Annotated in this window: 21 protein-coding genes and 1 pseudogene; 8 read left to right on the top strand and 14 right to left on the bottom strand. The window is 73.0% G+C overall.

Annotated elements, in window-relative coordinates:
- Window positions 1-294 precede the first annotated feature (294 nt).
- Entirely contained in the window at window positions 295-1,413 is a 1,119-nt protein-coding gene (locus O7603_RS24495) for a glycerophosphodiester phosphodiesterase (protein ID WP_281572124.1), read from the bottom strand.
- Between the two features lie 138 nt (window positions 1,414-1,551).
- Here O7603_RS24495 and O7603_RS24490 point away from each other — a divergent pair, with 138 nt between their 5' ends.
- Window positions 1,552-2,886 carry a potassium transporter TrkG gene (locus O7603_RS24490; RefSeq protein WP_281572123.1) on the top strand — a complete coding sequence of 445 codons (1,335 nt, stop codon included), beginning with the start codon at window positions 1,552-1,554 and terminating at the stop codon, window positions 2,884-2,886.
- Window positions 2,876-3,544, top strand: a complete 669-nt coding sequence (locus tag O7603_RS24485; RefSeq protein WP_281572122.1) for a TrkA family potassium uptake protein — start codon at window positions 2,876-2,878, stop codon at window positions 3,542-3,544. The genes O7603_RS24490 and O7603_RS24485 overlap by 11 nt, the downstream gene beginning before the upstream one ends.
- Window positions 3,545-3,599: 55 nt before the next feature.
- On the opposite strand, the gene O7603_RS24480 is transcribed toward O7603_RS24485, so the two are convergent.
- The 7 genes from O7603_RS24480 to O7603_RS24450 all read right to left on the bottom strand — a co-directional run bounded on the left by O7603_RS24480 (window position 3,600) and on the right by O7603_RS24450 (window position 12,304).
- The gene (locus O7603_RS24480) at window positions 3,600-5,246 is read right to left on the bottom strand and encodes a serine/threonine-protein kinase (protein ID WP_281572121.1); all 1,647 of its coding nucleotides are present in this window, start codon (window positions 5,244-5,246) and stop codon (window positions 3,600-3,602) included.
- Window positions 5,247-5,317: 71 nt separating this feature from the next.
- The gene (locus tag O7603_RS24475; RefSeq protein WP_281572120.1) at window positions 5,318-6,871 is read right to left on the bottom strand and encodes a fused MFS/spermidine synthase; all 1,554 of its coding nucleotides are present in this window, start codon (window positions 6,869-6,871) and stop codon (window positions 5,318-5,320) included.
- Window positions 6,872-6,907: 36 nt separating this feature from the next.
- Window positions 6,908-7,912 (bottom strand): hypothetical protein, encoded by a 1,005-nt coding sequence (locus tag O7603_RS24470; protein ID WP_281576793.1) that lies wholly within the window; start codon window positions 7,910-7,912, stop codon window positions 6,908-6,910.
- 202 nt (window positions 7,913-8,114) lie between these two features.
- Window positions 8,115-8,927, bottom strand: coding sequence for an inositol monophosphatase family protein (locus O7603_RS24465; protein WP_281572119.1), 813 nt, complete (start codon window positions 8,925-8,927; stop codon window positions 8,115-8,117).
- On the bottom strand, window positions 8,920-9,372 hold the full coding sequence (locus tag O7603_RS24460; RefSeq protein WP_281572118.1) for a response regulator: 453 nt from the start codon (window positions 9,370-9,372) through the stop codon (window positions 8,920-8,922). Before O7603_RS24460 ends, O7603_RS24465 begins: the two co-directional genes overlap by 8 nt.
- Window positions 9,369-11,102, bottom strand: a complete 1,734-nt coding sequence (locus O7603_RS24455) for a sensor histidine kinase (RefSeq protein ID WP_281572117.1) — start codon at window positions 11,100-11,102, stop codon at window positions 9,369-9,371. The genes O7603_RS24460 and O7603_RS24455 overlap by 4 nt, the downstream gene beginning before the upstream one ends.
- Complete coding sequence (locus tag O7603_RS24450; protein ID WP_281572116.1) at window positions 11,099-12,304, bottom strand: fused response regulator/phosphatase; 1,206 nt, start codon at window positions 12,302-12,304, stop codon at window positions 11,099-11,101. Before O7603_RS24450 ends, O7603_RS24455 begins: the two co-directional genes overlap by 4 nt.
- 353 nt (window positions 12,305-12,657) lie before the next feature.
- On the opposite strand from O7603_RS24450, the gene O7603_RS24445 reads away from it, so the two are divergent.
- Complete coding sequence (locus O7603_RS24445; protein ID WP_281576792.1) at window positions 12,658-15,021, top strand: M28 family peptidase; 2,364 nt, start codon at window positions 12,658-12,660, stop codon at window positions 15,019-15,021.
- A 60-nt stretch (window positions 15,022-15,081) separates the two neighbouring features.
- Here the strand turns inward: O7603_RS24445 and O7603_RS24440 are convergent, their stop codons facing one another.
- A complete protein-coding gene (locus tag O7603_RS24440) occupies window positions 15,082-15,951 on the bottom strand; it encodes a serine hydrolase (RefSeq protein ID WP_281572115.1) in 870 nt (289 codons plus the stop codon).
- Between the two features lie 31 nt (window positions 15,952-15,982).
- Window positions 15,983-16,693 carry a hypothetical protein gene (locus O7603_RS24435; protein ID WP_281572114.1) on the bottom strand — a complete coding sequence of 237 codons (711 nt, stop codon included), beginning with the start codon at window positions 16,691-16,693 and terminating at the stop codon, window positions 15,983-15,985.
- Window positions 16,694-17,055: 362 nt separating this feature from the next.
- Here O7603_RS24435 and O7603_RS24430 point away from each other — a divergent pair, with 362 nt between their 5' ends.
- Complete coding sequence (locus tag O7603_RS24430; protein ID WP_281572113.1) at window positions 17,056-17,946, top strand: phosphatidylinositol mannoside acyltransferase; 891 nt, start codon at window positions 17,056-17,058, stop codon at window positions 17,944-17,946.
- Window positions 17,947-18,349: 403 nt separating this feature from the next.
- Here O7603_RS24430 and O7603_RS24425 read toward each other — a convergent pair whose 3' ends face one another.
- From O7603_RS24425 to O7603_RS24415, 3 genes are all read right to left on the bottom strand, one after another.
- A complete protein-coding gene (locus tag O7603_RS24425) occupies window positions 18,350-18,604 on the bottom strand; it encodes a Smr/MutS family protein (RefSeq protein ID WP_013736060.1) in 255 nt (84 codons plus the stop codon).
- 165 nt (window positions 18,605-18,769) lie between these two features.
- Window positions 18,770-19,138, bottom strand: coding sequence for a tetratricopeptide repeat protein (locus O7603_RS24420; protein ID WP_281572112.1), 369 nt, complete (start codon window positions 19,136-19,138; stop codon window positions 18,770-18,772).
- 113 nt (window positions 19,139-19,251) lie between these two features.
- Window positions 19,252-20,019 (bottom strand): ROK family protein, encoded by a 768-nt coding sequence (locus O7603_RS24415; RefSeq protein WP_281572111.1) that lies wholly within the window; start codon window positions 20,017-20,019, stop codon window positions 19,252-19,254.
- 62 nt (window positions 20,020-20,081) lie between these two features.
- Between O7603_RS24415 and O7603_RS24410 the strand changes: the two genes are divergently transcribed.
- The 3 genes and pseudogenes from O7603_RS24410 to O7603_RS24400 all read left to right on the top strand — a co-directional run bounded on the left by O7603_RS24410 (window position 20,082) and on the right by O7603_RS24400 (window position 23,135).
- Window positions 20,082-21,719, top strand: a complete 1,638-nt coding sequence (locus O7603_RS24410; RefSeq protein WP_281572110.1) for an ABC-F family ATP-binding cassette domain-containing protein — start codon at window positions 20,082-20,084, stop codon at window positions 21,717-21,719.
- A gap of 38 nt (window positions 21,720-21,757) precedes the next feature.
- Window positions 21,758-22,003: pseudogene (locus O7603_RS24405) on the top strand (hypothetical protein); the annotation flags it as partial.
- Window positions 22,004-22,409: 406 nt separating this feature from the next.
- Window positions 22,410-23,135: a methyltransferase domain-containing protein gene (locus O7603_RS24400; RefSeq protein WP_281572109.1), complete on the top strand. Its 726-nt coding sequence runs from the start codon at window positions 22,410-22,412 to the stop codon at window positions 23,133-23,135.
- Between the two features lie 114 nt (window positions 23,136-23,249).
- Here O7603_RS24400 and O7603_RS24395 read toward each other — a convergent pair whose 3' ends face one another.
- The gene (locus tag O7603_RS24395) at window positions 23,250-24,257 is read right to left on the bottom strand and encodes a LacI family DNA-binding transcriptional regulator (RefSeq protein ID WP_281572108.1); all 1,008 of its coding nucleotides are present in this window, start codon (window positions 24,255-24,257) and stop codon (window positions 23,250-23,252) included.
- 146 nt (window positions 24,258-24,403) lie between these two features.
- Between O7603_RS24395 and O7603_RS24390 the strand changes: the two genes are divergently transcribed.
- Window positions 24,404-25,915, top strand: a complete 1,512-nt coding sequence (locus O7603_RS24390; RefSeq protein ID WP_281572107.1) for an alpha-N-arabinofuranosidase — start codon at window positions 24,404-24,406, stop codon at window positions 25,913-25,915.
- Window positions 25,916-25,917: the final 2 nt, after the last annotated feature.

The raw sequence follows: 25,917 nt of genomic DNA, 5'->3' as shown, positions 1-25,917 counted from the left end.
CTTCCCCGCGCCTCATGTGTCGGCCCCGACCATCGACCGCGATAGCGACCCCACATGTCCCGGCGGCGCGGCCGGGGACGGACGTCGCCGCCGGCAAGATCCACACAACGTCGGGGAAGTTGTGGACTCGTCGCGCTTCGAGGCCGCAACTTCCCTGAAGGTGCGCACTGGCCCGGGCGCCGTAACCGGCCGAGACGGCGCTGGCCCGCCACCCGGGTCGGGTGGCGGGCCAGCGACCGCGCGTCCCGCCGAGCGCCTTCGGCGAGGGTCGCGGGGCGGACCGGCGGGTGCCGGTCAGGCGAGGCCGGCGCGGGCGGCGACGGCGGTGTCCGGCTGGTCGGCGAAGACACCGTCCAGGCCGAGACGGAAGAACAGCTCGTACTCGCTGGTGATGTCACCGCGGGCGTTCGGGTCGGCGCCGATCCGGTAGTCGGTCGGGAGGAACTGGTTCTCCACCCGGAACGTCCAGGCGTGCACGATCAGGCCCTCGCGGTGCGCGTCCCGCACCACGCTGGTCGGGGCGAGCAGCTTGCCGGTGCCGTCCCGCGGCACGATCAGGTTCTTGTTGGCGCCGATCCCGTCGGCGTACCCGGCGATCCACTTCAGCCCCGCCGCCGAGGCCAGGTCCTGGTAGGTACGGGCGTCGCCGGCGACGGTGAAGTCGTACGGGCGACCGGTGGCGTCGAGCAGCTGGGCCAGTCGGACGTCGATCATCCGGTTGAGCTTGCGCAGGTTGCCCGTCTCGAAGGACTGGACGATGACCGGCGAGTCCTTCCGGGTCAGCTTGTTCGCCCGCAGCACCTTCACCAGCGGCTCCTCGAGCGGCAGCCCGATGGAGGCGAAGTAGGTCGGGTGCTTGGTCTCCGGGTAGATGCCGATGGTGCGGCCCCGCGCCCGACCCTCGGTCCGGGCCAGGTCGATGACCTCCTGAAGGGTGGGCACCTGGAACTGGCCGTCGAACGCGGTGTTCGCGACCCGCACCAGCGGCAGCCGCTCCTTGGCGCGCAGCGTCCGCAGCTCGGCCAGGGTGAAGTCCTCGGTGAACCAGCCGGTCACCGTGACGCCGTCGATCCTCTTCGTCGCCTTGCGGCCGGCGAACTCCGGGTGGGCGGCCACGTCGGTGGTGCCGGAGATCTCGTTCTCGTGCCGGGCGACGAGCACGCCGTCCCGGGTCGAGACCAGGTCCGGCTCGATGAAGTCGGCGCCCATCCGGATCGCCAGCCGGTACGCCTCCAGGGTGTGCTCCGGGCGGTAGCCGCTCGCACCACGGTGGCCGATCACCAGCGGGCGGTCGGTGGCGCGGGACTTCGCCCGGTCAGCCGCCGGCTCGGCGGACGCTGCCAGGGTCGGAACCGTCACGGCGGCGGCCAGCAGCCCGCCGGCCACGGCGATGGCGGAAAGGGTACGTCGCAACGCGGTCTCCTTCGTCGGGGGGACCGCCTCAGCAGAGCGCTTCGGATTGACGGGCAGTTGGTCGATTCCTGGCCGGCAGGTGAATCTCCGGATCGCGGTTCACCCACCCCAAGCCGGGCGGAAAAGGAAGATTGTCTGGTGCGCCGGTTCTTCCGCCATCCCGTACGGCTGGTGCCGTTCGCCTTCCTGGTGCCGATCCTGCTCGGCACCGGGCTGCTGATGATGCGTCCGGCCACCATCGAGTACCAGCGCGCCCCGTTCGTCACCGCGCTCTTCACCGCGACCTCGTCGGTGTCGGTCACCGGCATGGCCGTCAACGACACACCGAACTACTGGTCGGGCTGGGGGCTGCTCCTCATCACGCTGCTGACCCAGCTCGGCGGCCTCGGCATCCTCACCGTCGCCGCGCTGGTCATCCTGCTGGTGAGCCGGCAGCTCGGGCTGCGGAACCGGCTGCTGGTGCAGGCGGAGACCCAGGAGTTCGGCATCGGCGACGTGGGCCGGCTGCTGCGCCGGATCGCCGTCACCGTGTTCGCCTGCGAGGCGGTGATCACGGCGGTGGTGGCCGGCCGGCTCTGGTTGACCTACGACTACTCGCCCGGACGCGCCCTCTGGTCCGGCGTCTTCCACGCCGTGCAGGCCTTCAACAACGGCGGTTTCGCGCTGTACACGGACGGCCTGCTCGCCTTCTCCCGCGATCCGTGGGTGGCGCTACCGCTGGCGCTCGGCGCGATCGTCGGTGGCTTGGGCTTTCCGGCGCTCTTCGAGGCGGTCCGCGAGTGGCGGAAGCCGGCGCGGTGGGCGGTCGCCACCAAGCTGACCATCTGGGGCAGCGTCGTGCTGCTGGCGTTCGGGTTCGTCTGGCTGGTCGTGACCGAGTGGACCAACCCGCGCACCATCGGCCAGTACGACATGCCGGGCAAGGTGCTGGCCTCGTTCACCCAGATCGCGCTCAGCCGTACCGGGGGCTTCGAGGTCCTTGACATGACCCACCTGCGGGAGGAGAGCTACCCGCTGCTCGTGGCGCTGATGTTCATCGGCGGCGGCAGCGCCAGCACCGCCGGCGGGATCAAGGTCTCCACGTTTTTCCTGCTCGCCTTCGTCATCTGGGCCGAACTGCGCGGGGAACCCGACGTGTCGGTGGGCAGCCGCCGGGTGGCCACCGCCAGCCAGCGGCAGGCCCTCACCGTGGCGCTGCTCGGCGTCGCGCTGGTCGCGCTCGGCACGTTGGCGGTGATCCTGTTGACCCAGGGCACCCTCTTCTACCAGGCACTCTTCGAGGTCACGTCGGCGTTCAGCACCACCGGCCTGTCGGTCGGGCTGGCCCAGTCCATGCCGGGGAGCGGGCAGCTCGTGCTCACCCTTCTGATGTTCATCGGCCGGGTCGGCCCGCTCACCCTCGGGTCGGCGATCGCCCTGAACACCCGCCGCCGCCTGTACCGGTACCCGGAGGAGCAACCCATTGTCGGTTAGGAGCAGTGACGAGAGCGGGGTCCTGGTTGTCGGCCTGGGCCGGTTCGGCAGCCATCTCGCCGGCTCGCTCGTCCGGCTGAACCACGAGGTGATGGCCGTCGACCGCAACCCGGATCAGGTGCAGCGGTGGTCGGCGCGCCTCGACCGGGTGGTGCAGGCCGACGCGACCGAGGAGGACGCGCTCCGGCAGTTGGGTGTCACGTCCTTCGGGCGCGCCGTGGTCGCCATCGGCGCCTCGGTGGAGGCGAGCGTGCTGACCGTCCTGGCGCTGGCCGAGGTGGGCATTCCGCAGATCTGGGCCCGGGCCACCTCCGGGAAACACGCCAAGATCCTGTCGTCGGTCGGCGCCCACCACGTGATCTTCCCCGAGGCCGAGACCGGGGAGCGGGTGGCGCACCTGATCATCACCCGGATGCTGGACTTCATCGAGTTCGGCGACGACTTCGCGATCGCCAAGGTCCGTGCGCCGGAGTCCCTGGTCGGGCGGCCACTGTCGGAGATCCGGCCGATCGACCGGTACGGGGTGCGGGTGCTCGGCGCCAAGCTGCGCGGCAAACCTTTCCAGTACGCCTCGGACGCCACCGTGCTCGAACCGGGCAGCGTCCTGGTGGTGGAGGGCAGCATCGACCAAGTGCAGCGGTTCGCCGGTCTCGAATGACCGACGCGGGCGCCTCAGTGCTTCCGCCCCTGGCCGCCTCCCTGGTCGCCGTTACCTACTTTCCCCCTTTTCCCGGGCCACCACCCGACCCCTTCCCCTTGGCCGGCTTGCCGGGTTTCGCCTGCGCGCCGCCGCCGGTCGAGGTGGCCGCCTTCGGCGGCGTCTTCGTCGCCGGGGCCTTGACCGTGGCTGGAGCCTTGACCGTGGCCGGGGCCTTGACGGGGGCCGGGGCCGGTGCCCTACCGGCCACCCCGGAGACCTGCACCCCGCAGGTCTCCGCCCCCAGGTTGAACTCGACCGGCAGCGGGTTGGTGCCCGTGTAGCGGCCGGTCAGGGTGAGCTTCTCGGCGGCGCCGGCGGCCAGCGCGGGACGCCCCGCCGGCGGCCGGACCACCACCGTGCTGCCCTGCTGTTCCGCCGACGCGGGGGTCGCCCGGGTCACCGTCTGCTTGCCGGGGAAGGTGAAGCTCACCGCCCAGTCGCGCAGCTCCCGGTCGCCGGTGTTGGTGAGCGTAAGCTCGGCGGCGAAGTCCTTGCCGGAGTCGGCGCGCAGCGCGTACGCGACCTGGCACGGCACCGGCTTCTCCAGCCCCATCCGCGCCTCGGTCGGCTGCTCCGTCCCGCCGCTGGCCGGGCTGCGCCCGGTCACCCCCCAGAGTGTCGCGGTGACGGCGACCAGGCCGGCGGCGGCCACCCCCGCCTCCACGCGCCGGCGCCGGGCGACCGTCCGCCGGTTGCGGGTACGGGTGCGCGAGAACGGCAGCGCGTCGGTCTCCGCCGACCAGGGCAGGATCGTGGTGCCGGCGTTCGCCAGCGTGACGGCGTCCACCGGGCCGGCGGCCGGCGAGACCGGCACCACGGCGGACAGCCCGGCCGCGTCGGCCAGGGTCCGGGCCAGCTCGACGGTGGACGGCCGGTCGTCGGGGCGCTTGGCCAGGCAGCGACCCACCAGGTCGGCCACCGCGTCGGGCAGCCCGGGTACGGCCGGCATCGGCTCCGGCTCGGTGTACATGTGCGCCCGAAGCATCTCGGTGGTGGTGCTGGCCTGCCACGGAAGCCGTCCGGTCAGCATGCGGTAGAGCAGCAGGCCCACGGCGTACACGTCGGTCGCCGGCGAGACCTGGCCGTTGTCCAGCCGCTCCGGCGCGAGGTACGCGGGGGTGCCGAGCAGCGCGCCGTCCACGCCCTTCTCGCTCTCCCCCACCAGCCCGGAGATGCCGAAGTCGACCACCTTGACGCCGGTCGGCGTCAGCATCACGTTGCCGGGGGTGACGTCCCGGTGCACCACACCACGGGCGTGCGCGGTGGCCAGGGCCGACGCGACCTCCGCGCCGATGGTCACCGCCTCGCGCCAGGGCAGCTGCCGCTCAAGGCCCAGCCGGCTGCTCAGCGAACCGCCGTCGACCAGCTCCATCACCACGTACGGCACGGCGAGCCCGCCCTGCTGGGACTCGCCGTAGTCGTACACGTTGGTGATGTGGGGGTGGCAGAGCCGGGCCGCGGCCTGGGCCTCGATCCGGATCCGGTGCCGGAAGGCCCGGTCGTTGGCCAGCCGGGACGCGAGCACCTTGACCGCCACCTGGCGGCCGAGCACCTCGTCGTAGCCCCGCCACACCACGGACATGCCGCCCGCGCCGAGTTGCTCGATGAGCCGATACCGCTCACCGAGCACTTGCGCCCCGTTTCGGTCCGCGCCGCCCATGGTCGCAGTTGTTGCCCGGTACCGGCCCGACTACACCTGGGCGATCGGAATCGGTCCGGGATGTCACCCGTTCAGGCGGTGGCGAGCAGTTGGTCCACCGGCGCGTAGTCGTCGGTCAGCACCAGCGCGTCGCCGACGAAGCCGGCCAGCTCGGCGCCGGAGATCAGGCTCGCCCGTACGTCCACCTCGGCCAGTCGGCCGCGCACCGCCTCCAGCGGCAGCGGAGCGTCGGAGGCGACGACCACGAAGTTGGAACCCTGCTCGCCGGCGAGCGCCTCGGGCGGAGCGACCAGCGCCACGTGCCGGAACTCGGCGCCGACGGTGGCCAGCTCGCTGCGGATGAACCGAAGCGGCGGGTAGTCGATGACGTTCTGCACGTAGACGCCGCCCGGGCGGGTGACCCGGCGGATCTCGGCGGCCATCTCCCGGGTGGCCAGGTGCCAGGGCACGACCAGGTGCCCGAACGCGTCGCCGACCACCAGGTCACGGCTGTCCGCCGGCTCACCGGCGACCAGCATCCGGGCGTCGCCGGTCACCGCCCGCAGGTCCGGCCCCTGGCGTACGCCGAGGTCGCGCTCGCCCAGCTCGATGAGCCCTCCGTCGATCTCGAAGACCAGGTTGTCGGTGCCCGGGCGGGTCGCGGTCAGGTAGCGCGGCACGGTGAAGCCGCCGCCGCCCAGGTGCAGCGCGTCCAGCCGCTGACCGGCCGGGGCGACCACGTCGGCCACCGCGCCGAACCACTTCGTGTACGCGTACTCCAGGTGGCGCGGGTCGTCGAGGTCGACGTAGGAGTGCTGTGCCGAGTTGAGCAGCAGCGTCCGCCCGCTGTCCCGGGCCGGGTCGACCGCCACCTTCGCGCAGTGGTACGCGGTCTCGATGTCGCACGGGTTCGGCGCGACCGTGGTGAGCCCGGCGCCGACCAGGCCGAGCACCGCCAGGGCGGCCTTGGCCCGCGCCGGACCGGGCAGCTCGGTGCGCACCTGCCGGCGCAGGTACCAGCCGATGCCGAGGCCGGTGACCCCGAGCGAGACCGCCAACGCCAGCAGGATCACCGTGCTGGGCAGGGCGGCGACCAGCACGAAGCCGGTGAGCAGGGTGGCGGTGATGCCGCCGAGCGTGCCGATGCCGGAGAGCCGGCCGACCACCTGGCCGGTGCGGCGCAGGTCGGCGAGCTGGAGCTTGACCACGAGCGGGGTGACGGCGGCGAGCAGCGCGGCCGGGACGAAGACGGCCAGCGCGACGAGCAGCAGGATGGCGCTCGCCGCGCCGCCGCGCAGCACCTCGCCCGCGTACCGGACGACCGGCAGGGTGATGGCGGTGGCGATGCCGGCCAGCACCAGCGCGGGCGCGAGCAGCGGACGCGGGTCGCGCCGGTCGGCCAGCCAGCCGCCGGTCCAGGCGCCGTACGCGATCGCGGCCAGCGCGATGCCGATCACCGAGCTGGTGACCTGGAGGGTGACCCCGACGTACGGGCCGACCAGGCGCAGTGCGACCGTCTCCAGCACCAGCACGGCACCGCTGGAGAAGAAGACCAGAAACGCGGCGAGCCCGTTGGGCAGGGCGTGGACGCTCGGCGGCGCAGGTCGGGCCGGCGGGACCGTGACGTCGGACGATGCGGAGTTCACCGTCGCGATGGTACGCAGTGATCCTGGCGATCCGGGTCAGTACATCGAGAGATGAACATGGTTCGTGTGGTCCGCCGCCGGACTGCCCCCGCCACTGTAGGAGCGCCAGCCGGTGCCGGGGTGCCAGATCTGGCGGTACCAGATCACGTAGAGCACGCCGAGCCGGCTGGCGTTGCGCACGTGCCAGGCGGCCAGGCTGTCGCCGTACGCCTTGTCGCCGCCGGTGGCCGACCGGTCCTCGAAGCCGTTGGTGGCGGCGGCGAAGTCGCACGCCCGCCCCTTGGGGTGCTCGCCGCCGCCACCGCTGCGGTGGCAGGAGACGTAGCGCTTGTAGCCGGCCGCCTTGGTCTGCTGGAGAGCGTGGAGGGTGCGCGGGGTGATGCAGCCCGAGGTGGTCGGGTCGTTCACCGAGCAGGACTCCGACGGCCAGGAGCCGTCCGGGTTGCGGGGCGCGGGCTTCGCCGAGGTGGAGTTGCCGCCGCTGAAGCCGCCGCTGCCGCCGCCGCTGACCTCGGCCAGCGCCGCCTCGGCCTCCTTCTTCTTCTTCGCGATCACGGCGAGCTGCTTCTGCTGCTCGCGCACCTCGGCGTCGATGGCGACCTTGGCCTGCTGCGCCTGCTGGCGCGCCTCGGTGAGGTCGCGCAGCCGCTTGCCGTCGCGCTGCGCCATCAGGTCGAGGTTGGCCGCCCGCTCCAGGAACGACTCCGGCGACGCGCTGTTGAGCAGCATCGACGTCGGGGTGAGCCGGCCCAGCCGGTACGACTGCGCGGCGACCTCGCCGACCTGTGCGCTCAGCTCGGTCACCCGCACCTGGAGGGTGCCCATCTCGGCTACCAGCTGCGTCTGCCGGCGCTTGGAGTTGTCCAGCTTCGCCTTGGCCTCGAGGTGTGCCTTGGCGGTGGCCTCCAGGGCGTCCTGCAGCTTCTTGGTCCCGCCCTCGTTCGGCTCCGCGTGCGCGGGCACCGCGCCGGTGCCGAGCAGCAGCGCGAGGGCGGCGAGCAGGGCGATCAGCGGGCCGCGGGCGCGACGCCGGCTGAGCATGGTCGTGGGCACGACACGTCCTTCCGTCGACCGCCGGCCCCCGGTGATCCTGCGCGGCGGCGGTCCCGCCGGCGCCGGTCGGCGGCCTGCTGGCGGTGACCGCCGGTCACGATACCGGACCGATCGCCGCTGGCCAGTCCCGTGAACGCCCGCGCCGCGGATCATCGACGCACCGTGTCGAGCCGGTCGCTGACCGCGCGGATCAGTCGCCCAGCAGGGTCTCGCGCACCTCGGCCCAGACCTGCTCGTTCGCGGCGACCAGCAGGCCGTGCCCGTCGTCCGCCGGGTGGTACTCGGTGCCGTCGAACCGGCGGGCCACACCACCCGCGGCACGGACCAGCAGGGCGCCCGGCGCGTGGTCCCACGGCAGCGTCCGCCAGAAGAGGGCGAACTGCTGCCGCCCGGTGAGGATGTCGAGGTACTCCCGGCCGGCGCAGTGCTGCCCGGGGAGCAGCTCGCCGATCCGGGATCCACCCGCCCGCACCCGGTCCCGCGCGGCCGGCGGCAGGAACCGGGTCATCGCCACGCCGCGTAGCTCCGCGGGGGCCGGCACGGTCTCGATGGTGCGCACCGGTCGCCCGTCGAGGACCGTCCCGGCGCCGACGCGAGCGGCGGCGAGCGTGTCGGCCAGCGGGTCCAGCACCCAGGCGGCCACCGGCTCACCCTCGCTCAGCAGCGCCGCCATCAGGGCGAACGGCCGGCGCCCGGCGGCGAAGTTGGACGTCCCGTCGACCGGGTCGACGAGCCACACGTCCCCGACGCCGCGCAGGTGCCGCAGCAGGTCCCGATCCTCGGCGACCGCCTCCTCGCCGACCACCACCGAGCCCGGCCGGAGCCGGCGCAGGCCGGCCGAGATCAGCTCCTCGGCCCGCTGGTCGGCGACGGTGACGATCTCGCCGGGCGCCTTCTCGGTGACGTCGGCGGCGTCGAGCTTGCGGAACAGCGGGACCACGATCTGGTCGGCGGCCTCCCAGAGCAGCGCGCCGACGTCGTCGAGCAGGGCGTCGTCAACCACGCGGCGGCAACTTGACCACGCTGACGAAGAACTCGTCGATCTGGCGGACCACCGAGATGAACCGCTCGAAGTCCACCGGCTTGGTCACGTAGGCGTTGGCGTGCAGCTGGTAGCTGCGGAGGATGTCCTCGTCCGCCTGCGAGGTGGTGAGCACGACGACCGGGATCCGGCAGAGCTCGTCGTCCTTCTTGATCTCCTCGAGCACCTCACGGCCGTCCCGCCGGGGCAGGTTGAGGTCGAGCAGGATCAGGTCCGGGAGCACGGCGTCCGCGTACGGGCCCTCGCGGCGCAGGTAGGCCAGCGCCTCGGCGCCGTCGGAGACGACGGTCAGCCGGTTGCGCAGCTTGTGCTCCTCGAACGCCTCCTGGGTCATCAGCACGTCACCCGGATCGTCCTCGACCAGCAGGACCTCGATCGGGCTCTTGCCGTCTGCCGGCGCGGTCATCCCACCGTCTCCCTCATGCCACCCGTTCTACCGCCTTCCGGCGCCGCGTCCGCGCGGTCCGGCTGGTCTTCTCCGTCCGGTTGCGCGGGCGCGCCGCCGGCCGCCGCGCCGGGCGTCCCGTCCGCCGGCACCGTCTCCGTGCCCGCGGCACCCTCGGCGTCCGCCGCCGCGGCCGCCGGGGCGTCGCCCGGCAGCGCGGGCAGGGTGAACCGGATCGCCGTCCCCTCCGGCACGTCGGTGTCCACCCAGACCCGGCCACCGTGGTACTCCACGATCTTCTTCACGATGGCCAGCCCGATCCCGGTGCCCGGGTACGCGTCCTTGGAGTGCAGCCGTTGGAAGATCACGAAGATCTTGTCGGCGAACTCCGGCTCGATGCCGATGCCGTTGTCCTGGCAGCTGATCTCCCACTCGTCGTCGACCAGCCGGGCGGAGACGTGCACCTTGGGCGGCACGTCCGGCCGACGGAACTTGATCGAGTTGCTGACCAGGTTGGCCAGCAGGTTGGTCAGCAGCGGTTCCTCACCACGGATCACCGGCAGCTCGGACCAGGTCAGCTCGGCGTCCGCGTACTGCCGGGCGGCCTCGGTCTGGCCGGCCACGTCGCCCATCACCTTGTTCAGGTCGACCTCGGTGAAGCCGGCGGTGAGCCGGCCGATCCGGGAGAACGCCAACAGGTCGTTGATCAGGCGCTGCATGCGCTGGGCACCGTCCACCGCGAACGCGATGTACTGGTCGGCCCGCTCGTCCAGCTGCCCGGCGTAGCGGCGCTGGAGCAGCTGGCAGAAGCTGGCCACTTTGCGCAGCGGCTCCTGGAGGTCGTGCGAGGCCACGTACGCGAACTGCTCCAGGTCGCGGTTGGAACGGGTCAGCTCCTCGGCCTGCTTCTGGAGCTGGCTGTTGACCCACTCGATCCGCTCGCGCGCCTGCCGCACCTCGGCCAGGTCGGCGGCGATCCGGCGGCGCATCGCGTCCACGTCGTCGGCCAGCCGCACGAACTCAGGCGGGCCGGAGCCGGAGATGCCGTGCTGGAAGTCGCCCTCAGCCACCTCGCGGACCTGGTCGGCGAGCCCGGTCAACGGGCGCACGACCATCCGGTCCAGGGAGAGCAGAAGCAGCGCGCCGGTGAGCACCACCACCAGCGCCGCCACGACCAGCAGGACGACCAGCAGGTTGCCGGTCCGTTCGACGTTCCGGGCGTTCGCTTCCCGGGCGGCGAGGATCTCGGCCTGGAGGTCGTCCACGGCGGCCCGGACCCCGTCGAACTGCTGCCGGGCCTGGTCGGTGATGAGCGCCTGGCCGGCCGCCGTGCCGTCCCGCTCGGTCGCGGTGATGACCGGCAGGGCCACCGCCTGGCGCCACTGCTCGGCCTGAGCCTCGACGTGCGTCAGCTCCGTCTCGACCTGGGGGTAGTCGTCCAGCAGCCGCCGCATCGACGCGACGCGGTCCTGCTCCTGTGCCAGCCCGGCGTCGTACGGGGCGAGATCGTCCCGGTTGCCGCTGACCGCGAAGCCGCGGACCGCGGTCTCCTGGTCCAGCAGCGCATTGAGCAGTTCCTGCGCCTGCACCCGCAGCGGGCCGGTCCGGTTCAGCAGGGCGTCGACGTGGGTGCGATTCCGTGCCGCCACCGCGGCCTCGGCCGCGGCGAGCCCGACCAGCAGCACGCCGACGACGGCGAGCAGCGCGACCACCCGCTGCCGCAGACTCCAGCCACGGGCACCGACCGTCACCGGCCACCGCCCCGGCTGACCAGCAGCATGGCGACGTCGTCGGCGAGCGGGCCGCCGTTGATCTGCTCGGCGCGGCCGACCAGCCACGCCGGCAGCTCGGGCAGCGACACCGCCCGGCTGGCCGGCTCGTGCAGAAGTTGGCTGAGGCCGGGCACGTCGAGGCGCTCGTCGGTGTCGCCCACCCGTCCCTCGATCAGTCCGTCGGTGTACATCAGCAAAGACCAGTCATCCGTGTCGAACTCCAGGTCGTACGCGACCGGCGGGCGGGGCCGGACGCCGAGCAGCAGGCCGCCGGGTGCTGGCACCGGCGCGATCCCGCCGCGGGAGAGCAGCAGCGGCGGCGGGTGCCCGGCCAGCCGGACGGTGGCCCGGTTGACGTCCAGGTCGAGCCGGACGGTGGCCACGGTGGCGAAGATCTCCTGGAGCCGGCGCTCGCTCATGAGCACCTGCTCCAACGCGGGCAGCACCTCGTCGTCGGGCACGCCGGCGAGCACCAGGGCACGCCACGCGACCCGCAGTTCGACCCCGAGCGCCGCCTCGTCCACCCCGTGCCCGCAGACGTCGCCGACGATCAGGTCGACCCGGTCGGGTCGGGTCTGCACCACGTCGTAGAAGTCGCCGCCGATCAGCGCGGCGTGCCGGCCCGGCCGGTAGAACGTGTGCACGGCGACCTGGTCGGTGGACATCAGCGGCTGCGGCAGCAGGCCCCGCTCCAGGCGGGCGGACTCGGCCTGGCGCAGCTCGACCTCGCGCAGCCGGCGGGCGTTCTCGTCGGCGCGCTTGCGCTCCACCGCGTAGCGCAGCGCCCGGGTCAGCAGGACCCCGTCGACCTGCCCCTTGACCAGGTAGTCCTGGGCTCCCTCGGCCACCGCCACGATGCCCAGGTGTTCGTCCGTACGCCCGGTGAGCACGCAGACCGCCGCCCCGCTGGACATCTCCAGCACCTGACGCAGCCCGTCCAGGCCCTGGGCGTCGGGCAGGCCGAGGTCGAGCAGGACGCAGTCCACACCCATCACCCGCTGCCGCGCTTCGCTGAGGCTGGTCGCCACCAGCAGGTCGATCATCGAGTTGGTCTCGGCCAGCAGTTCGCCGACGAGGAAGGCGTCGCCCTCGTCGTCCTCCACCAGCAGCACCCGGAGCCGCTCGCCGGGCGGTACCCGCGGGTGGTGTCCGAGACCGCCCTGCGGAAGCGCCCGTGGCACGACGGAGGGACCGGCCAGACCGGCCCCCCGGTACGGCCGGGTCACCGCCGCGAGACGCGGGAGATCGCTGGTGATGTCGGGCTCCTTCCGAGTGCCCTGCTGATCCTGTATTAGACAACGGTCGCACACAACACGACGGGCTCGGCGTCGGCGGGGATGGGGCGGATCACTACCCGCCAAGGGACAAAGCGGGCATCGGCCGCCCGTCGTTTCCGGCCCTGCCTTCCCGGGCGTCCCGCCCCGGCCGCCGGCGGTGCAGGATGGTGCCCACCCGGCCCCACCCCCGAGGAGTTCCCGTGGGCGCACCCCCCACCCCGGCCGCGGACCGCGCGCCGGCCTGGCCCGATCCGCGCGTGCCCGCCGCCGACCGGGCGCTGGCCCGACCCCGCCGGCGGCTGGTCGCCGCCCTGGCGGCGTTGGCCGCGCTGGTCGCCGTCGGTGCGGCCAGCATCGTCGACCTGGGTCCCCCGGCGCCGCGACCGGCCGACGCGCCGCCCGCCGAGTTCAGCGCCGGCCGGGCGTACGAGAACGTCAAGATCATTGCGTCCCGGACACACCCGGCCGGCAGCCCGGCCAACGACCAGGTCCGCGCGCACATCGAGCAGGCACTCCGGGGCATGGGCCTGGAGACGCAGGTGCAGGACACCGTCGCGCCGGAGGCCGGGCAGCTCAGCGGGGCGGCCGGCGGCGCCACCCTGGCCCGCGTCCGCAACGTCGTGGCCCGACTGCCCGGGACCGATCCGACCGGCCGGGTCTTCCTGGTCGCGCACTACGACTCCGTGCAGACCGGCCCGGGTGGCAACGACGACGCCGCCGGCACCTCCGCCATCCTGGAGGTGGCCCGCGCGTTGACCACCGGCCCCCGGCCCCGCAACGACATCGTGTTCGTGCTCACCGACGCCGAGGAGGCCTGCCTCTGCGGCGCGTCCGCGTTCGCGTCCAGCCATCCGCTCGCCGCGGACGGCGGGGTGGTGCTCAACCTGGAGGCGCGTGGCTCCACCGGACCGGTCATCATGTTCGAGACGTCCCGGAACAACGCGAAGCTGGTCGACGTGTTCGGCCGGTCCGCGCCGCACCCGGTGGGCACCTCGTTCGCCGTGGAGATCTACCGGGCCCTGCCCAACGACACCGACTTCACCGCGTTCCTCGAAGAGAACTTCCTCGGCCTCAACTCGGCGTACATCGACGGCGGAGCGATCTACCACACCCCCCTGGACACCCCCGCGGCGATGAACCGGGCGAGCCTCCAGCAGCACGGCGACAACGCGCTCGGGCTGGCCCGGGAGTTCGGCCGCACCGACCTGACCGACCTGCGCGCCGACGGGGACGCCAGCTACTTCCCGGTGCCCGGCGGGCTGATCCACTACCCGGGCTGGCTGACCCTTCCGCTGGCGCTGCTGGCGCTGGCCGCCGTGGTCGCCGTGGGCTGGCTGGCGCGCCGTCGGGGGCGCACCACCGGAGGCCGGCTGGCCGCCGGCTTCGGGCTCGCGCTCGTGCCGATCGTGGTCGCCCCGCTCGCCGCGCAACTGCTCTGGGCGGCCGTCACCGCGATCCGGCCCGGCTACGCCGAACTGCTCGACCCGTACCGGCCGACCTGGTACCGGATCGCCGTGCTGGCCCTCGCGGCCGCGGTCGTCCTCGCCTGGTACGCGTTGACCCGCCGCCGGATCGGCCCGGCCACACTGGCCGTCGCCGGACTGGGCTGGCTGGCGGTGCTCGGGGTGCTGCTGGCCGTGGCGGTGCCCGGCGGGGCGTACCTCGCGACCCTGCCGGCGCTGGCCGGCGCGCTCGGCGGCCTGATCGCGCTCCGCACGCGCGTCGACGGCCCCTGGCCGGTGGTGGCGGTGACGGCGGCCGGCGCGGTCGCCGTGGTGATCCTGCTGCCCACGGTGGTGCTGCTGTTCCCGGCGCTCGGTATGGCGATGGGCGGCGTCGCCGCGCTCGTCGCGGTGCTGCTGGGGCTGGCCGCGCTGCCGGTCGTGGATCTGCTGCACCCCCAGGCCGGCGGGCAGCGCGGCCTGGTCGCGCTCCGGGCCCGGCGGCTCGGCGCGATGCCGGCGCTGGCCGCGACGGTCGCGGCGCTGGTGTGCGCGGGGGTCGGCCTCCGGGTCGACCGCTTCGACGCCGCGCATCCCGCGCCGACCCACCTGATGTACGCCCTCGACGCCGGCACCGGCACGGCGCGCTGGCTCACCGACGAGACCGACCCGCAGCCCTGGACCGACCATTACGTGGACGGCGAGCAGGACGTGTCCGACGACTTCCCCGGCCTCGGTGACGGCGAGCTGCGCGCCGGCCCGGCGCCGGCCGCCGACCTGCCCGCGCCGAAGCTGGAGGTGCTCGCCGACACCACCGCCGGCGGCGACCGGACGCTGCGGCTGCGGATCACCCCGCAGCGGCAGGCGCGCCTGCTGAGCCTGCACGTCGACACGACCACGGCCACCGTGCGGCGCGCCGAGGTGGCCGGCCGCTCGGTGCCGGTCGAGGCGCGGGACGGCAAGTGGGGCTTCGGCGTGGTCTTCCACGCGCCCCCGACGGAGGGCATCGAGGTGACCCTCGCGGTCACGCCGAAGGGCGGGCCGGTGGCGCTGCGCGTCATGGACGCCAGCGACGGGCTGGACGCGCTGCCCGGCTTCCAGCCCCGCCCGGCGGACGTCGGCGTGGTCGGCTCACACAGCTCGGAGATGCTCGCGGTCGCCCGGACGTACCCGATCTGACCACACGCCCCGCCGGCCCGGTCCCGAGGCCGGGCCGGCGAGGCGCGAGCGGTCGTCGTCTCAGAGCCCCGACGACGCGGCGCGCAGTTCGCGCAGCGCGTACGCGGCGGCCTGCTCCACGACCCGGATGCCGTCCGCCTGGGTGCGGTGATGGTCCGAGAGCACGGCGAGCAGCCAGTCGTGATCGGGGTCGGTGAGCCGCCCGATGCTGTTGACGATCCACCGGTTGTTGTCGGCGGTGGCGGTGTCCCAGCCGTTCTTGACGTACGCCTTCGTGGCTTCCGGCCCGGCCGCGGCGGTGACCCCCCAGCGCTGGTCGGCGTCGACCCTGCCCATGAGATCCAGGACGAACTGGCGGTTCCCCGGGTCGAGCGGCCCGTCGGGCGCGACCAGCGTGGCCAACAGCCGCAGCTGGTCCCCCGCCGTCGTGGTCGTGAGGCCCCAGTGTGTGTTGGGTGTGGTCTCGCGCAGCCCGAGCGCGCGATTCGCCGTCGCCAGCCCCCGCGACCCGCCGATCTCCTGCCACAGGCTGCTTGCCGCGTCGTTGTCGCTGATCACGATCATGTTCGTGGCCAGCCGCCGGGCGCGGGAGCCCAGCTTGTGGCCACGTGACTGCTCGCGCAGCAACAGGGCCGCGAGGATGTCGACCTTCACGATGCTGGCGGTCTGGAACCGCCGGGCGCCCACCGTCATGTTGGCGCCCCCCTGCCGATCCAGCACCGCCACGCTCAAATGGCCACCGGCGCGGCGCACATGGGCTTCGATGCGGGATCTCGCGATGGCGAGCCGGTCCGGCGTGGGACTGACGCGGATCGGCGGGGTGGGCGACGTGGCAGGCGCGACCGAGCCCTCGGCGCCGGAGCGCAGCCGGGCCACGCCCACGCCGATCGAGGACATCCCGGACAGCGCCAGGACCGCCGAGGAAACCACCCATCGACGCGACACCTGCCTTCCGCGCTGGCTAGCCAAGGCGAGCCACCTGCCTCGCGGCGATTGCGTCCACCGCGGCCTGGCGCCCCGGATCGGGGAGGTTCAGGGTCGACACGGTGTCGCCACGCCGGACGGTGACGAAATAGGCAACAGTTGGCGGTGCGGCGTCCCGGTCGATCCGACCGCGAACCACCAACGCTCCGTCACCGAGGTCGGGCGTCTCGACCACGACGAACGACATTCGCGCGCCGAGCAGGGTGTAGTTCGCGCACTGTCGCAGCACGCGACGGACGTCATCGAGAGCCCGCCCGCCCCAGCCGGATTCGTAGCTCTCCACGATGTGGTGAGCGGTCAGGGATGGCTCATCCATTCGGTACAAACGCTGAATCGCGTCACGTCGGTGGGATTGGGCGCGATAGTCGTCGCGCCGATATGCGGGGCAATCGCTCTGGTCCCATGGCCAGGCCGGCTGACCCGGCACGGCGAAGCTTTCGCGCCAGCCCGGTCCCAGGTCGGCGGGGTGCAGGAGGATCGCGGGATCCAGCCAGCTCGTTCCGACCGGCCGCGCACCCGCCTGAGTCGACGACGACGGCTGCTGGTTGCAGCCCGTCAACAATGCCAGCGTCAACAGCGCGACGGCGGGCAACAATGCGGCGATATTCCTGTTTCCCCTGTCGTGCTGCCGACGACGGGATTCATCACCTGCGCGAGGGCGGGCAGCCTCCAGAGGTGAGGAAATCATGCGAGACCCTCCTGACGACGAGATGGATCTCGACGTCTGGTGAATACAGCTACAAAATTCGTTCGCGCACCGGCACGCCGAACAATTGGTCCGGAGGGCTTTGCCTTCTGGCCCCTGCCGGCTGACCTTCCCCTCGTCCACCGATCCTGCGGAAGCCTGTCTGCCCTTCTTGACGGCAAGTCAGCGGGAAAGGTTGCTCAGGATGCCGGCGAAAGTTGCACCGGCCAGAAGGCGAGGGGCCTCAGTCAGGACGCAGGCCTGCATACCGGACGTTCGGGGCACTGGATGAGTCGCCCTGGAGCCGACCGCTATCGGTGTTCCCGCAACCACCGGATCCGGCCGGCGACCGTTACCATCCCGGCGTGGGAGTGGACCTGGCCAGCCGGCTCTACGGCCTTGCCTGGCGGGTCACGCCGCGGTTGCCGGGCCCGGTCGCCGCGCTCGTCTTCGACTCCGTCGCCGCCGGGATGCGCTGGTCGGGCACGGGCGGGGTGCACCAGCTGCGGGTCAACCTGGCCCAGGTGCTCGGCCAGGCCGCGGACAGTCCCGCCGTGACCGCCGCGGCCGCTCGGGGCGTGCACTCCTATCTGCGTTACTGGCGGGAGTTCTTCGGGCTCGCCGGATGGAGCCGGGACCGGATCCGCGACGCCGTGGTCTTCGAGTCGCTGAACCGGGTGGCCGCAGCCCGTGGCGCCGGCCGCGGAGTGGTGCTGGCGCTGCCGCACAGCGGCAACTGGGACCTGGCCGGAGCCGGGCTGGTGCTGAGCGGGCACCGGTTCACCACGGTCGCGCAACGCCTGCGCCCGGAGCGGCTCTACCAGCGGTTCGTGAGCCACCGTGCGGCGCTCGGCATCGAGGTGCTCCCCGCCGACGAGACCCGGCGGGCGGTCACCACGCTCACCCGGCGGCTGCGTGCCGGCGAGGTGGTGTGCCTGGTCGCTGACCGGGACACGTCCGCGGCCGGCATCGGCGTGCGGTTCTGCGGCGCGCCGACGACGTTCCCGGCCGGGCCCGCGCAGCTGGCGCTGCGCACCGGGGCCGCGCTGCTGCCCGTATCGCTCTGGTACGACGGTCCGCGGCTGCGGATCCGGATCCACCCGGAGATCGTCCCGGGCCGTGACGGCGCCACCCGGGCCCGGGTGGCGGCGATGACCCAGGAGCTGGCCGACGTCTTCACGGGCGCCGTCCGCCGGCATCCACACGACTGGCACGTGCTGCAACCGGTCTGGCCAGCCCCCGCCCAACAGGGCTGAGACTGAGCCCGCCATCCAGCACTTCGACGAGCGAATTTCTGCCGCCGGCGTCCCGTCGACGCGCGTTGGTCCTGGTTCCTGGCAACCGCTTCGTCCTGGCCGCTTGACTCACTGCCGCCCTGCCGCCCATGCCATCCCGTCGGCCTTCGTCCGTACACGGTGGAGTGGGTGGGACCGGCCGCCCAGGCGACCCGGACTTTCTACCCCTCGACCTACACATCCTGGGAGTCACTGCCACGCGCACTGGAACGCAACCTCACCGACGCGCCCGCCACGTTCGAGCAGTAACGCCGGCCGCCGGCCGTCTCACCTCGGCGGCTGGGTGGCAGCGTCAACGGTCTGCTCGCGCCACCGACACCCGTCGGCCCGTGGGGCCTACGATGCAGGTCAGAGGCTTTCGTCACTACTTCCAGCGGAAGTGCACGAACAGGCGGCCGAAGTTCTTCGAGTCCTTCTCGACCCGGTGGTAGAGCTGCTTGACGTCCTTCTGGTCGAGGAAGCGCAGCACCCGCTTCTTGAGCTGCCCGGAGCCCTTACCAGGGATGATCTCCACGAGGGTGGCCTTCTTCGCCACCGCCTCGTCCATGATCCCGCGCAGCGCACGGTCGATGTCGTGGCCCTTGTTGAAGATGTCGTGCAGGTCGAGCTTGAGCTTCATGTCGTGCCCACCTCCAGCTCAGCTCCCATGACGCCCCATCGTAGGCCGCTCAGCGCCGGGCCCGTTCCGGTGGCGCGGACGCGCGTCGGGGCAGCTCGCTGTCGAGCTGCCCCGTCCACGCGCCACACCCGTGGCGGCCGGCCGTCGCCGGCGCCCCGGAGATGATCACCGACCGCCGCTGACCCGGGTCTCCACCCGCCGCAGCGCCGTCGCGTAGTCGTCGTTGCCCGAGTGCATCGCCGCGGCGATCCGCAGGTGCCGCAGGGCGTCGGCGTGCCGGTTCAGGCGCTCCAGCGTCCGGCCCAGCACGTGGTGGGCGTAGTGGTCGCTGGGGTCCTGGTCGACCAGCGCCCGCAGCTGCTCCTCCGCCCGGCTGAGCTGGGCGGACTGGAAGTACGCCCGGGCCAGCAGCTGGCGTACGGAGGCGTTGCCCGGTTCGGCCTCGACGATCGGCTCGAGCAGCCGGGCCGCCCCGGTCGGGTCCCCGGCTTCGAAGAACAAGGTCGCTCGCCGGTACTCAGCCAGAAGATCCATTGCCCACCCCCTCGTGTCGCGTCGTCACTGTTCCGACGCTGGCACAACACCGCCCGGATGGCGACTGTTCCCCGGCCGGATATTGATCCACCGGCGCCTTCGAAAGGGCCGGTTCAGCGCTGGGCGGGACGGCCGGCGGCGAGTTCCCAGGCCCGGACGCCGCCGAGGATCCCGGCGGTGTTCGGCACCACCACCACGTCGTCGCCCATCCGAGCCAGCTGCTCCGGCCGGATCAGCCGCGAGTTGCCCCCGCCGAGGTAGAGCCGGTCCCAGAGGAACACCGGACGAAGGCCCTCCACCACCCCCCGGACCCGGCGGGACCAGAACGCGTCGCCCAGGCGGCGGCGCTCCGGCTCACCGATGTACGTGTCGTAGCTCATGCCCCAGCGCACCGGCGCCTGGGAGAGCTCCAGGTGGGGTGCCAGCACGCCCCCGTCGAAGAGCGCGCAGCCCAGCCCGGTGCCGAGGGTGAGCACCAGCTCCAGCCCGGTGCCCGCGACCACCCCGGCGCCGTGCACCTCGGCGTCGTTCAGGGCCAGCACCGGCATCCCGAACGCGTCCGCGAGCGCGGACCGCACGTCCCAGCCGGACCACTCGGCGAGCAGGTCCGGGTCGACCTTGGTCCGCGGCCCGGCCCGGGTGACGTAGTGCGGCGTGGCCACCACCACGCCGTGCCGGAGCATTCCGGGCAGCCCGACGGTCACCCGGTCCGCGGTGGGCAGCCGGGCGCCCAGGTCCACCAGGGTCTTGACGAAGAGCGACGGCGGCAGCGGGTACGGCGTGGGCACCCGCAGCGGCCGCGTCCGCATCGTGCCCGCCTGGTCGAGGACGGAGGCCTTGATGCCGCCGCCCCCGCAGTCGATCGCGAGTGTGGTCACCACCCCGCCGAGTGTGCACCGTGCCGCCCGCTCCCGTACACCGGGCCGGATAGGCTCGCCTCCTCATGAGCGCCACGCTGATCATCAAGGACCTGGCCGCCGGGCACGGCGACCGTCCGCTCTTCACCGGGCTGGACCTGGTGGTCGCCCCCGGGGACGTGGTGGGGCTGGTCGGGCCGAACGGGGCCGGAAAGTCGACGCTGCTGCGTACCGTCGCCGGGTTGCTGCCGGTCGAGGCCGGCACGGTCACCCTCAGCCCGCCCACGGCGACCGTCGGGCACCTGCCACAGGAGCCGGAGCGGCGGCCGGGCGAGACGGTACGCGGCTTCCTCGCCCGGCGCACCGGGGTGGCCGGGGCGCAGGCGGCCCTGGACGCCGCCACCGAGGCGCTCACCGCCGGGGCTGTGGGGGCGGACGACGCGTACGCCGAGGCGCTGGAGCGCTGGCTCGCGCTCGGTGGTGCGGACCTGGACGACCGGGCCGAGCAGGTCGCGGCGGAGTTGGGCCTCGCGGTCGACCTGGGCCAGGAGATGACCGGGCTCTCCGGCGGCCAGGCGGCCCGGGCCGGCCTGGCCTCGCTGCTGCTCAGCCGGTACGACGTGTTCCTGCTCGACGAGCCGACCAACGATCTCGACCTGGCCGGGTTGGAGCGGCTGGAGGAGTTCGTCACGGGCCTGCGCGCCGGCACGGTGCTCGTCAGCCACGACCGGGAGTTCCTGACCCGGACGGTCACCCGGGTCCTCGAACTGGACCTGCCGCAGCAGCAGGTCAACCACTACGGGGGCGGCTACGCCGCCTACCTGGAGGAGCGCGAGGTCGCCCGACGCCACGCGCGGGGCGACTACGAGGAGTACGCGGAGAACCGGGCGGCCCTGGAGGCGCGGGCCCGGACTCAGCGGGCCTGGATGGAGAAGGGCATCAAGAACGCCCGGCGCAAGGCCACCGACAACGACAAGATGGGCCGCAAGTTCCGGTCCGAGGCGAGCGAGAAGCAGGCGGCGAAGGCCAAGCAGACCGAGCGGCTGATCGAGCGGCTGGAGGTGGTCGAGGAGCCGCGCAAGGAGTGGGAGCTGCGGATGGAGATCGCCGCCGCACCCCGCGCCGGCGCCGTCGTGGCCGCGCTCCGCGACGCCGTGGTACGCCGCGGCGCGTTCACCCTCGGCCCGGTGAGCCTCCAGATCGACTGGGCCGACCGGGTCGCGGTCACCGGCGCGAACGGCGCCGGCAAGTCCACCCTGCTGGGCGCGCTGCTCGGCCGGCTGCCCCTGGACGCCGGGCACGCCACGCTCGGGCCGGGCGTTGTGGTCGGCGAGGTGGACCAGGCCCGCCGACTCTTCCTCGACGACGTACCGCTGATCGACGCGTTCCGGGCCGCCGTGCCGGATCTGGCGCCCGCGGACGTGCGGACCCTGCTGGCCAAGTTCGGCCTACGCGCGGCGCACGTGCTCCGGCCGGCGGCGACCCTCTCGCCCGGCGAGCGGACCCGGGCGGCGCTGGCACTGCTGCAGGGGCACGGAGTGAACCTGCTGGTGCTCGACGAGCCGACCAACCACCTGGACCTGCCCGCCATCGAGCAGCTCGAGTCGGCGCTGGCCAGCTACCCCGGAACCCTGTTGCTGGTCACCCACGACCGGCGGATGTTGGACGCGGTGGCCACCAACCGGCGGCTGCGGGTGGCCGCCGGGCGGATCGCCGAGGATTGATCCGTGCCGACGACGCGCCGCCGGGTGAGAATGACTCCATGCTCAAGTGGGAGTACGCGCTGCTGGTCCGGCGGCGTCAGGCCGCGACCGACGACGTGGGCTGGGAGGTCGTCTTCGTCTGGTACGGCCCGGACGGCTCCATGGTCGACGTCACCGCCTTCGGAGACACCGCGCTGGCCCACCTGAACCGGGCCGGTGACCAGGGCTGGGAACTGGTCGCGATGAGCGAGGACCCGTCACTGCCCGGCCACAACGAGCTGCACCGTTACCACCTGAAACGACCCAAGCCGGCCACGCCGCCGCCGCGACAACGGATGCGGACCGGCGGCCGGCCCCGCCGGACCATCACCGGCTGACCTCCACCGGTGGCCCCGGCGGGCCTTGCCGGCCGGGCTCGGCGGGCCTTGCCGGCCGGGCTCGGCGGGCCTTGCCGGCCGGGCTCGGCGGGCCTTGCCGGCCGGGCTCGGCGGGCCTTGCCGGCCGGGCTCGGCACCTTCCGCGAGCGTTATGACTCAGAGTCATAAATATGCCGGTGAGTCATCGGTTCGAGCGGGCACGCCGCGCCGCCGCCGGACACGTTCCGCCGGTCGCGCGAGCGTCGACCGCGGGTGGCGGCAGCCGAGCGGAATGTCCCCCCAGAGTGGGGCATATCCGGCGGCGGTGCGGGTAACGGGCGGCGGGAGGTGGGCCATGGTCGCGTTGGCACAGACCCCGCCGTCGGCGGACCGGCTGCGGGCGGTCGACGAATTTCTCGCCGAGGCGTGGGCCGATCAGGCCGGCCACGACGACCGGCTGCGCGGCCTCGCGGTCGAGGTCCGCTTCGACCGCGGCGTCGCGCACGTGACCGGCAATGTCGACGACCCGGCCGACCTGCGGCTGGTCCGGGACCGGATCGGCCGGCTGGCCGGAGTGCTCGGCGTCTGGTGCCGGGTGCGCGTCGCCGGGCGGGACCCGGTCGTGGTCGACCTGGGCTGCGGGCCGACCAAGCAGTGGCCGGGCAACCTGGGCCTGGACATCTTCCCGGCGCCGGGGGTGGACGCGGTGGCCGACCTCTCCGGCTCGCTGCCCCTGGCCGACGACGCGGTCGACGTCTTCTTCGCGGTGCACATCCTGGAGCACCTGATCGACTTCCTGCCGCTGCTCGACGAGGCCCACCGGGTGCTCCGGCCGGGCGGCGTGCTGCACGTGATGAGCCCGTGGTGGGGGCACGTGAACGCGGTGGCCGACCCGACGCACGTACGCCTGCTCGACGTGCAGACGATCAAGGGGATCTGTGTGCAGCGGCCGCCCGGCACGCCGCGCTGGTACCCGCTGCACGCCGGCTGCGACGGCGCCTCGATCTTCGCCGACCTCACGCCCGTCCCCGCCGACGCCGATCCACCCACCCGCTCCCACCTGGCCCGCTTCTTCGACTGACTCCCCGCCGCCCCGGCCCGTTGGTCATGAACTTTGCGGCGGATTCGGAGATCGGAAACGCCGCAAACCTCATGATCAACACGTGGGTGTGGGGGCCACCCGGGGGGCGGGGGGTTAGTGGCCGTTGGTGGATTCGCGGGGGGCCAGGCGGTAGGGGGCGGAGAGTTCGCGTGCGGGGGCGGCGCGGTCGCCGTCGAGGCGGTTGGCCAGCAGCTCGACCGCGAGGCGGGCGATCCGCTCCTTGTCCGGGGCGATCGTGGTCAGCGTCGGCACGGAGAAGCGCCCGTCCTCGATGTCGTCGAAGCCGGCCACCGCGACGTCCTCCGGGACCCGCAGGCCCGCCTCGTGCAGTGCGCGTAGGGCGCCGAGGGCGAGGGTGTCGTTGAAGCAGAAGACGGCGTCGGGGCGTACGCCCGAGGTGAGCAGGGTGCGCATGGCGGCCGCGCCGTCCGCGCGGTGCCAGGCCGGCGCGGGCGCGACCAGGGTTTCGTCGAAGCCGATGCCGGCCTCGTCGAGCGCGGCGGCGTAGCCGGCGAGCCGCAGCCGGGCGCTCGCGCCCTCCGGGGTCCGCTGCGAGCCGATGGCGGCGATCCGACGGCGGCCGAGGCCGACGAGGTGGGTGGTGATCTCTCGGGCGGCGGCCACGTTGTCGATCACGACGTGGTCGGCGGGGCCGTGGTCGACCCGCTCACCGAGCAGCACCATGGGGGTGCCGTCGAGGTTCGCCAGCTCGTCCGCGGTGAGCGCCAGCGGGCTGAAGATCAACCCGTCGATCAGGTGGTCGGTGATCCCGGAGGCGACCACCCGCTCCTGCTCCCGGCCGCCACCGGTCTGGTCGATCAGCACCGTCCAGCCCAGCTCGGCGGCGGCGCTGACCACGTGCCGGGCCAGCTCGGCGAAGTACGGGATGTCCAGCTCCGGGACGGCCAGGGCGATCACGCCGGTACGCCCCTTGCGGAGGTTGCGCGCGGAGAGGTTGGGCCGGTAGTTGAGCTCGGCGATCGCCTCCTCGACCCGGGCGCGGGTGTCGGGCCGGACGTGCACGTAGCCGTTCACCACGTTGGAGACGGTCTTCACCGACACGCCGGCGCGTTCGGCGACGTCCTTGAGCCTGTGCCGCACTCCGCAACCTCCCCCGACGTAACCATCGGCACTCTACCTCGTAACACGCTCTTTACAACGTTGCCTTCAACGTTGTAAAAAGCAGGGACACCGGGTGAGCGGTGACTACGGTCACTGCTCACAGAAATGACGAAAGGTGACATCCCGTGCGGACCGCACAGCTGACGATCGATCCGGCCTTCGCGATCGGACCGGCCGACCGGCGACTCTTCGGCTCCTTCGTCGAGCACATGGGCCGCTGCGTCTACGGAGGGATCTACGAGCCCGGCCACCCCGAGGCGGACGCCCTCGGCCTCCGGCGTGACGTGCTGGAGCTGACCCGCGAGCTGGGGGTGTCGGTGGTCCGCTACCCCGGCGGCAACTTCGTCTCCGGCTACCGCTGGGAGGACGGCGTGGGCCCGGTCGGCGACCGGCCGCGCCGGCTCGACCTGGCCTGGAAGACGATCGAGACCAACGCGTTCGGCCTGCACGAGTTCATGACCTGGGCCGCCGAGGCCGACGTCGAGCCGATGATGGCGGTCAACCTGGGCACCCGTGGCGTGCAGGAGGCGCTCGACCTGCTGGAGTACGCCAACCACCCGGGCGGCACGCACCTGTCCGACCTGCGCCGCAAGAACGGCGCCGAGGACCCCTTCGGGGTGCGGCTCTGGTGCCTCGGCAACGAGCTGGACGGCCCGTGGCAGGTCGGCCACAAGACCGCCGACGAGTACGGCCGGCTGGCCGCCGAGACGGCCCGGGCGATGAAGAAGATCGACCCGTCGATCAGCCTCGTCGCCTGCGGCAGCTCGAACCGGCGGATGCCCACCTTCGCCTCCTGGGAGGCGACCGTCCTCGAGCACACCTACGAGCACGTCGACTACATCTCGGCGCACACCTACTACGACCCGTCCGACGGCGACCGGGCCAGCCTGCTCGCCTCCGCCGTCGACATGGACAACTTCATCACCGAGGTGGTCGCCACCGCGGACCACGTGGCCGCGAAGCAGCGGCACCGGCGCAAGCTCAAGATCTCCTTCGACGAGTGGAACGTCTGGTACGAGGCCCGGCTGCAGGCCGACCTGGACCGGCGCGGCTGGGTCGAGGCGCCGGCCCTGATCGAGGACGACTTCACCGCGGTCGACGCGGTGGTGGTCGGCGACCTGCTGATCACCCTGCTCCGGCACGCCGACCGGGTCGGGGTGGCCGCGCAGGCTCAGCTGGCGAACGTGATCGGCCCGATCCGGACCCGCAACGGCGGGCCGGCGTGGCGGCAGAGCATCTTCCACCCGTTCGCGCTGACCGCCCGGTACGCCCGCGGCACCGTCCTGCGCACCGAGCCGGTCTCGCCCCGCTACGAGACGAAGAAGTACGGCGACGTGCCGGTGCTGGACACCGTGGCCGTGCACGACGAGGAGACCGGCGAGCTGACGGTGTTCGCGGTCAACCGGGGTGAGACGGACCTGGAGCTGCGGCTCGACCTGCGCGGCCTGCCGGGCCTGTCCGCCTCGTCACACCTGAGCCTCGCCGCCGGGGACGACCCGACGGCGATCAACACCGCGGCCGATCCGGACAAGGTGACGCCCCGGGAACTGAACACCCCCACCCTCGACGCCGGCCGGGGCTCGGTACGCCTGCCGGCCGTCTCCTGGAACGTGCTGCGCTTCGGAAACCGGCCCTGACC

Source organism: Micromonospora sp. WMMD812 (assembly GCF_027497215.1).
Classification (GTDB): Bacteria; Actinomycetota; Actinomycetes; order Mycobacteriales; family Micromonosporaceae; genus Micromonospora.
Note: the sequence above shows the minus strand (reverse complement) of the source record. Positions and strands in the feature narration are given on the sequence as shown.

Coding starts and splice junctions, on each gene's coding strand:
- O7603_RS24480 (WP_281572121.1), bottom strand. CDS start 5,246: ATGGGCGGCGCGGACCGAAACGGGGCGCAAGTGCTCGGTGAGCGGTAT.
- O7603_RS24470 (WP_281576793.1), bottom strand. CDS start 7,912: ATGCTCAGCCGGCGTCGCGCCCGCGGCCCGCTGATCGCCCTGCTCGCC.
- O7603_RS24460 (WP_281572118.1), bottom strand. CDS start 9,372: ATGACCGCGCCGGCAGACGGCAAGAGCCCGATCGAGGTCCTGCTGGTC.
- O7603_RS24435 (WP_281572114.1), bottom strand. CDS start 16,693: ATGATTTCCTCACCTCTGGAGGCTGCCCGCCCTCGCGCAGGTGATGAA.
- O7603_RS24425 (WP_013736060.1), bottom strand. CDS start 18,604: ATGAAGCTCAAGCTCGACCTGCACGACATCTTCAACAAGGGCCACGAC.
- O7603_RS24420 (WP_281572112.1), bottom strand. CDS start 19,138: ATGGATCTTCTGGCTGAGTACCGGCGAGCGACCTTGTTCTTCGAAGCC.
- O7603_RS24410 (WP_281572110.1), top strand. CDS start 20,082: ATGAGCGCCACGCTGATCATCAAGGACCTGGCCGCCGGGCACGGCGAC.
- O7603_RS24400 (WP_281572109.1), top strand. CDS start 22,410: ATGGTCGCGTTGGCACAGACCCCGCCGTCGGCGGACCGGCTGCGGGCG.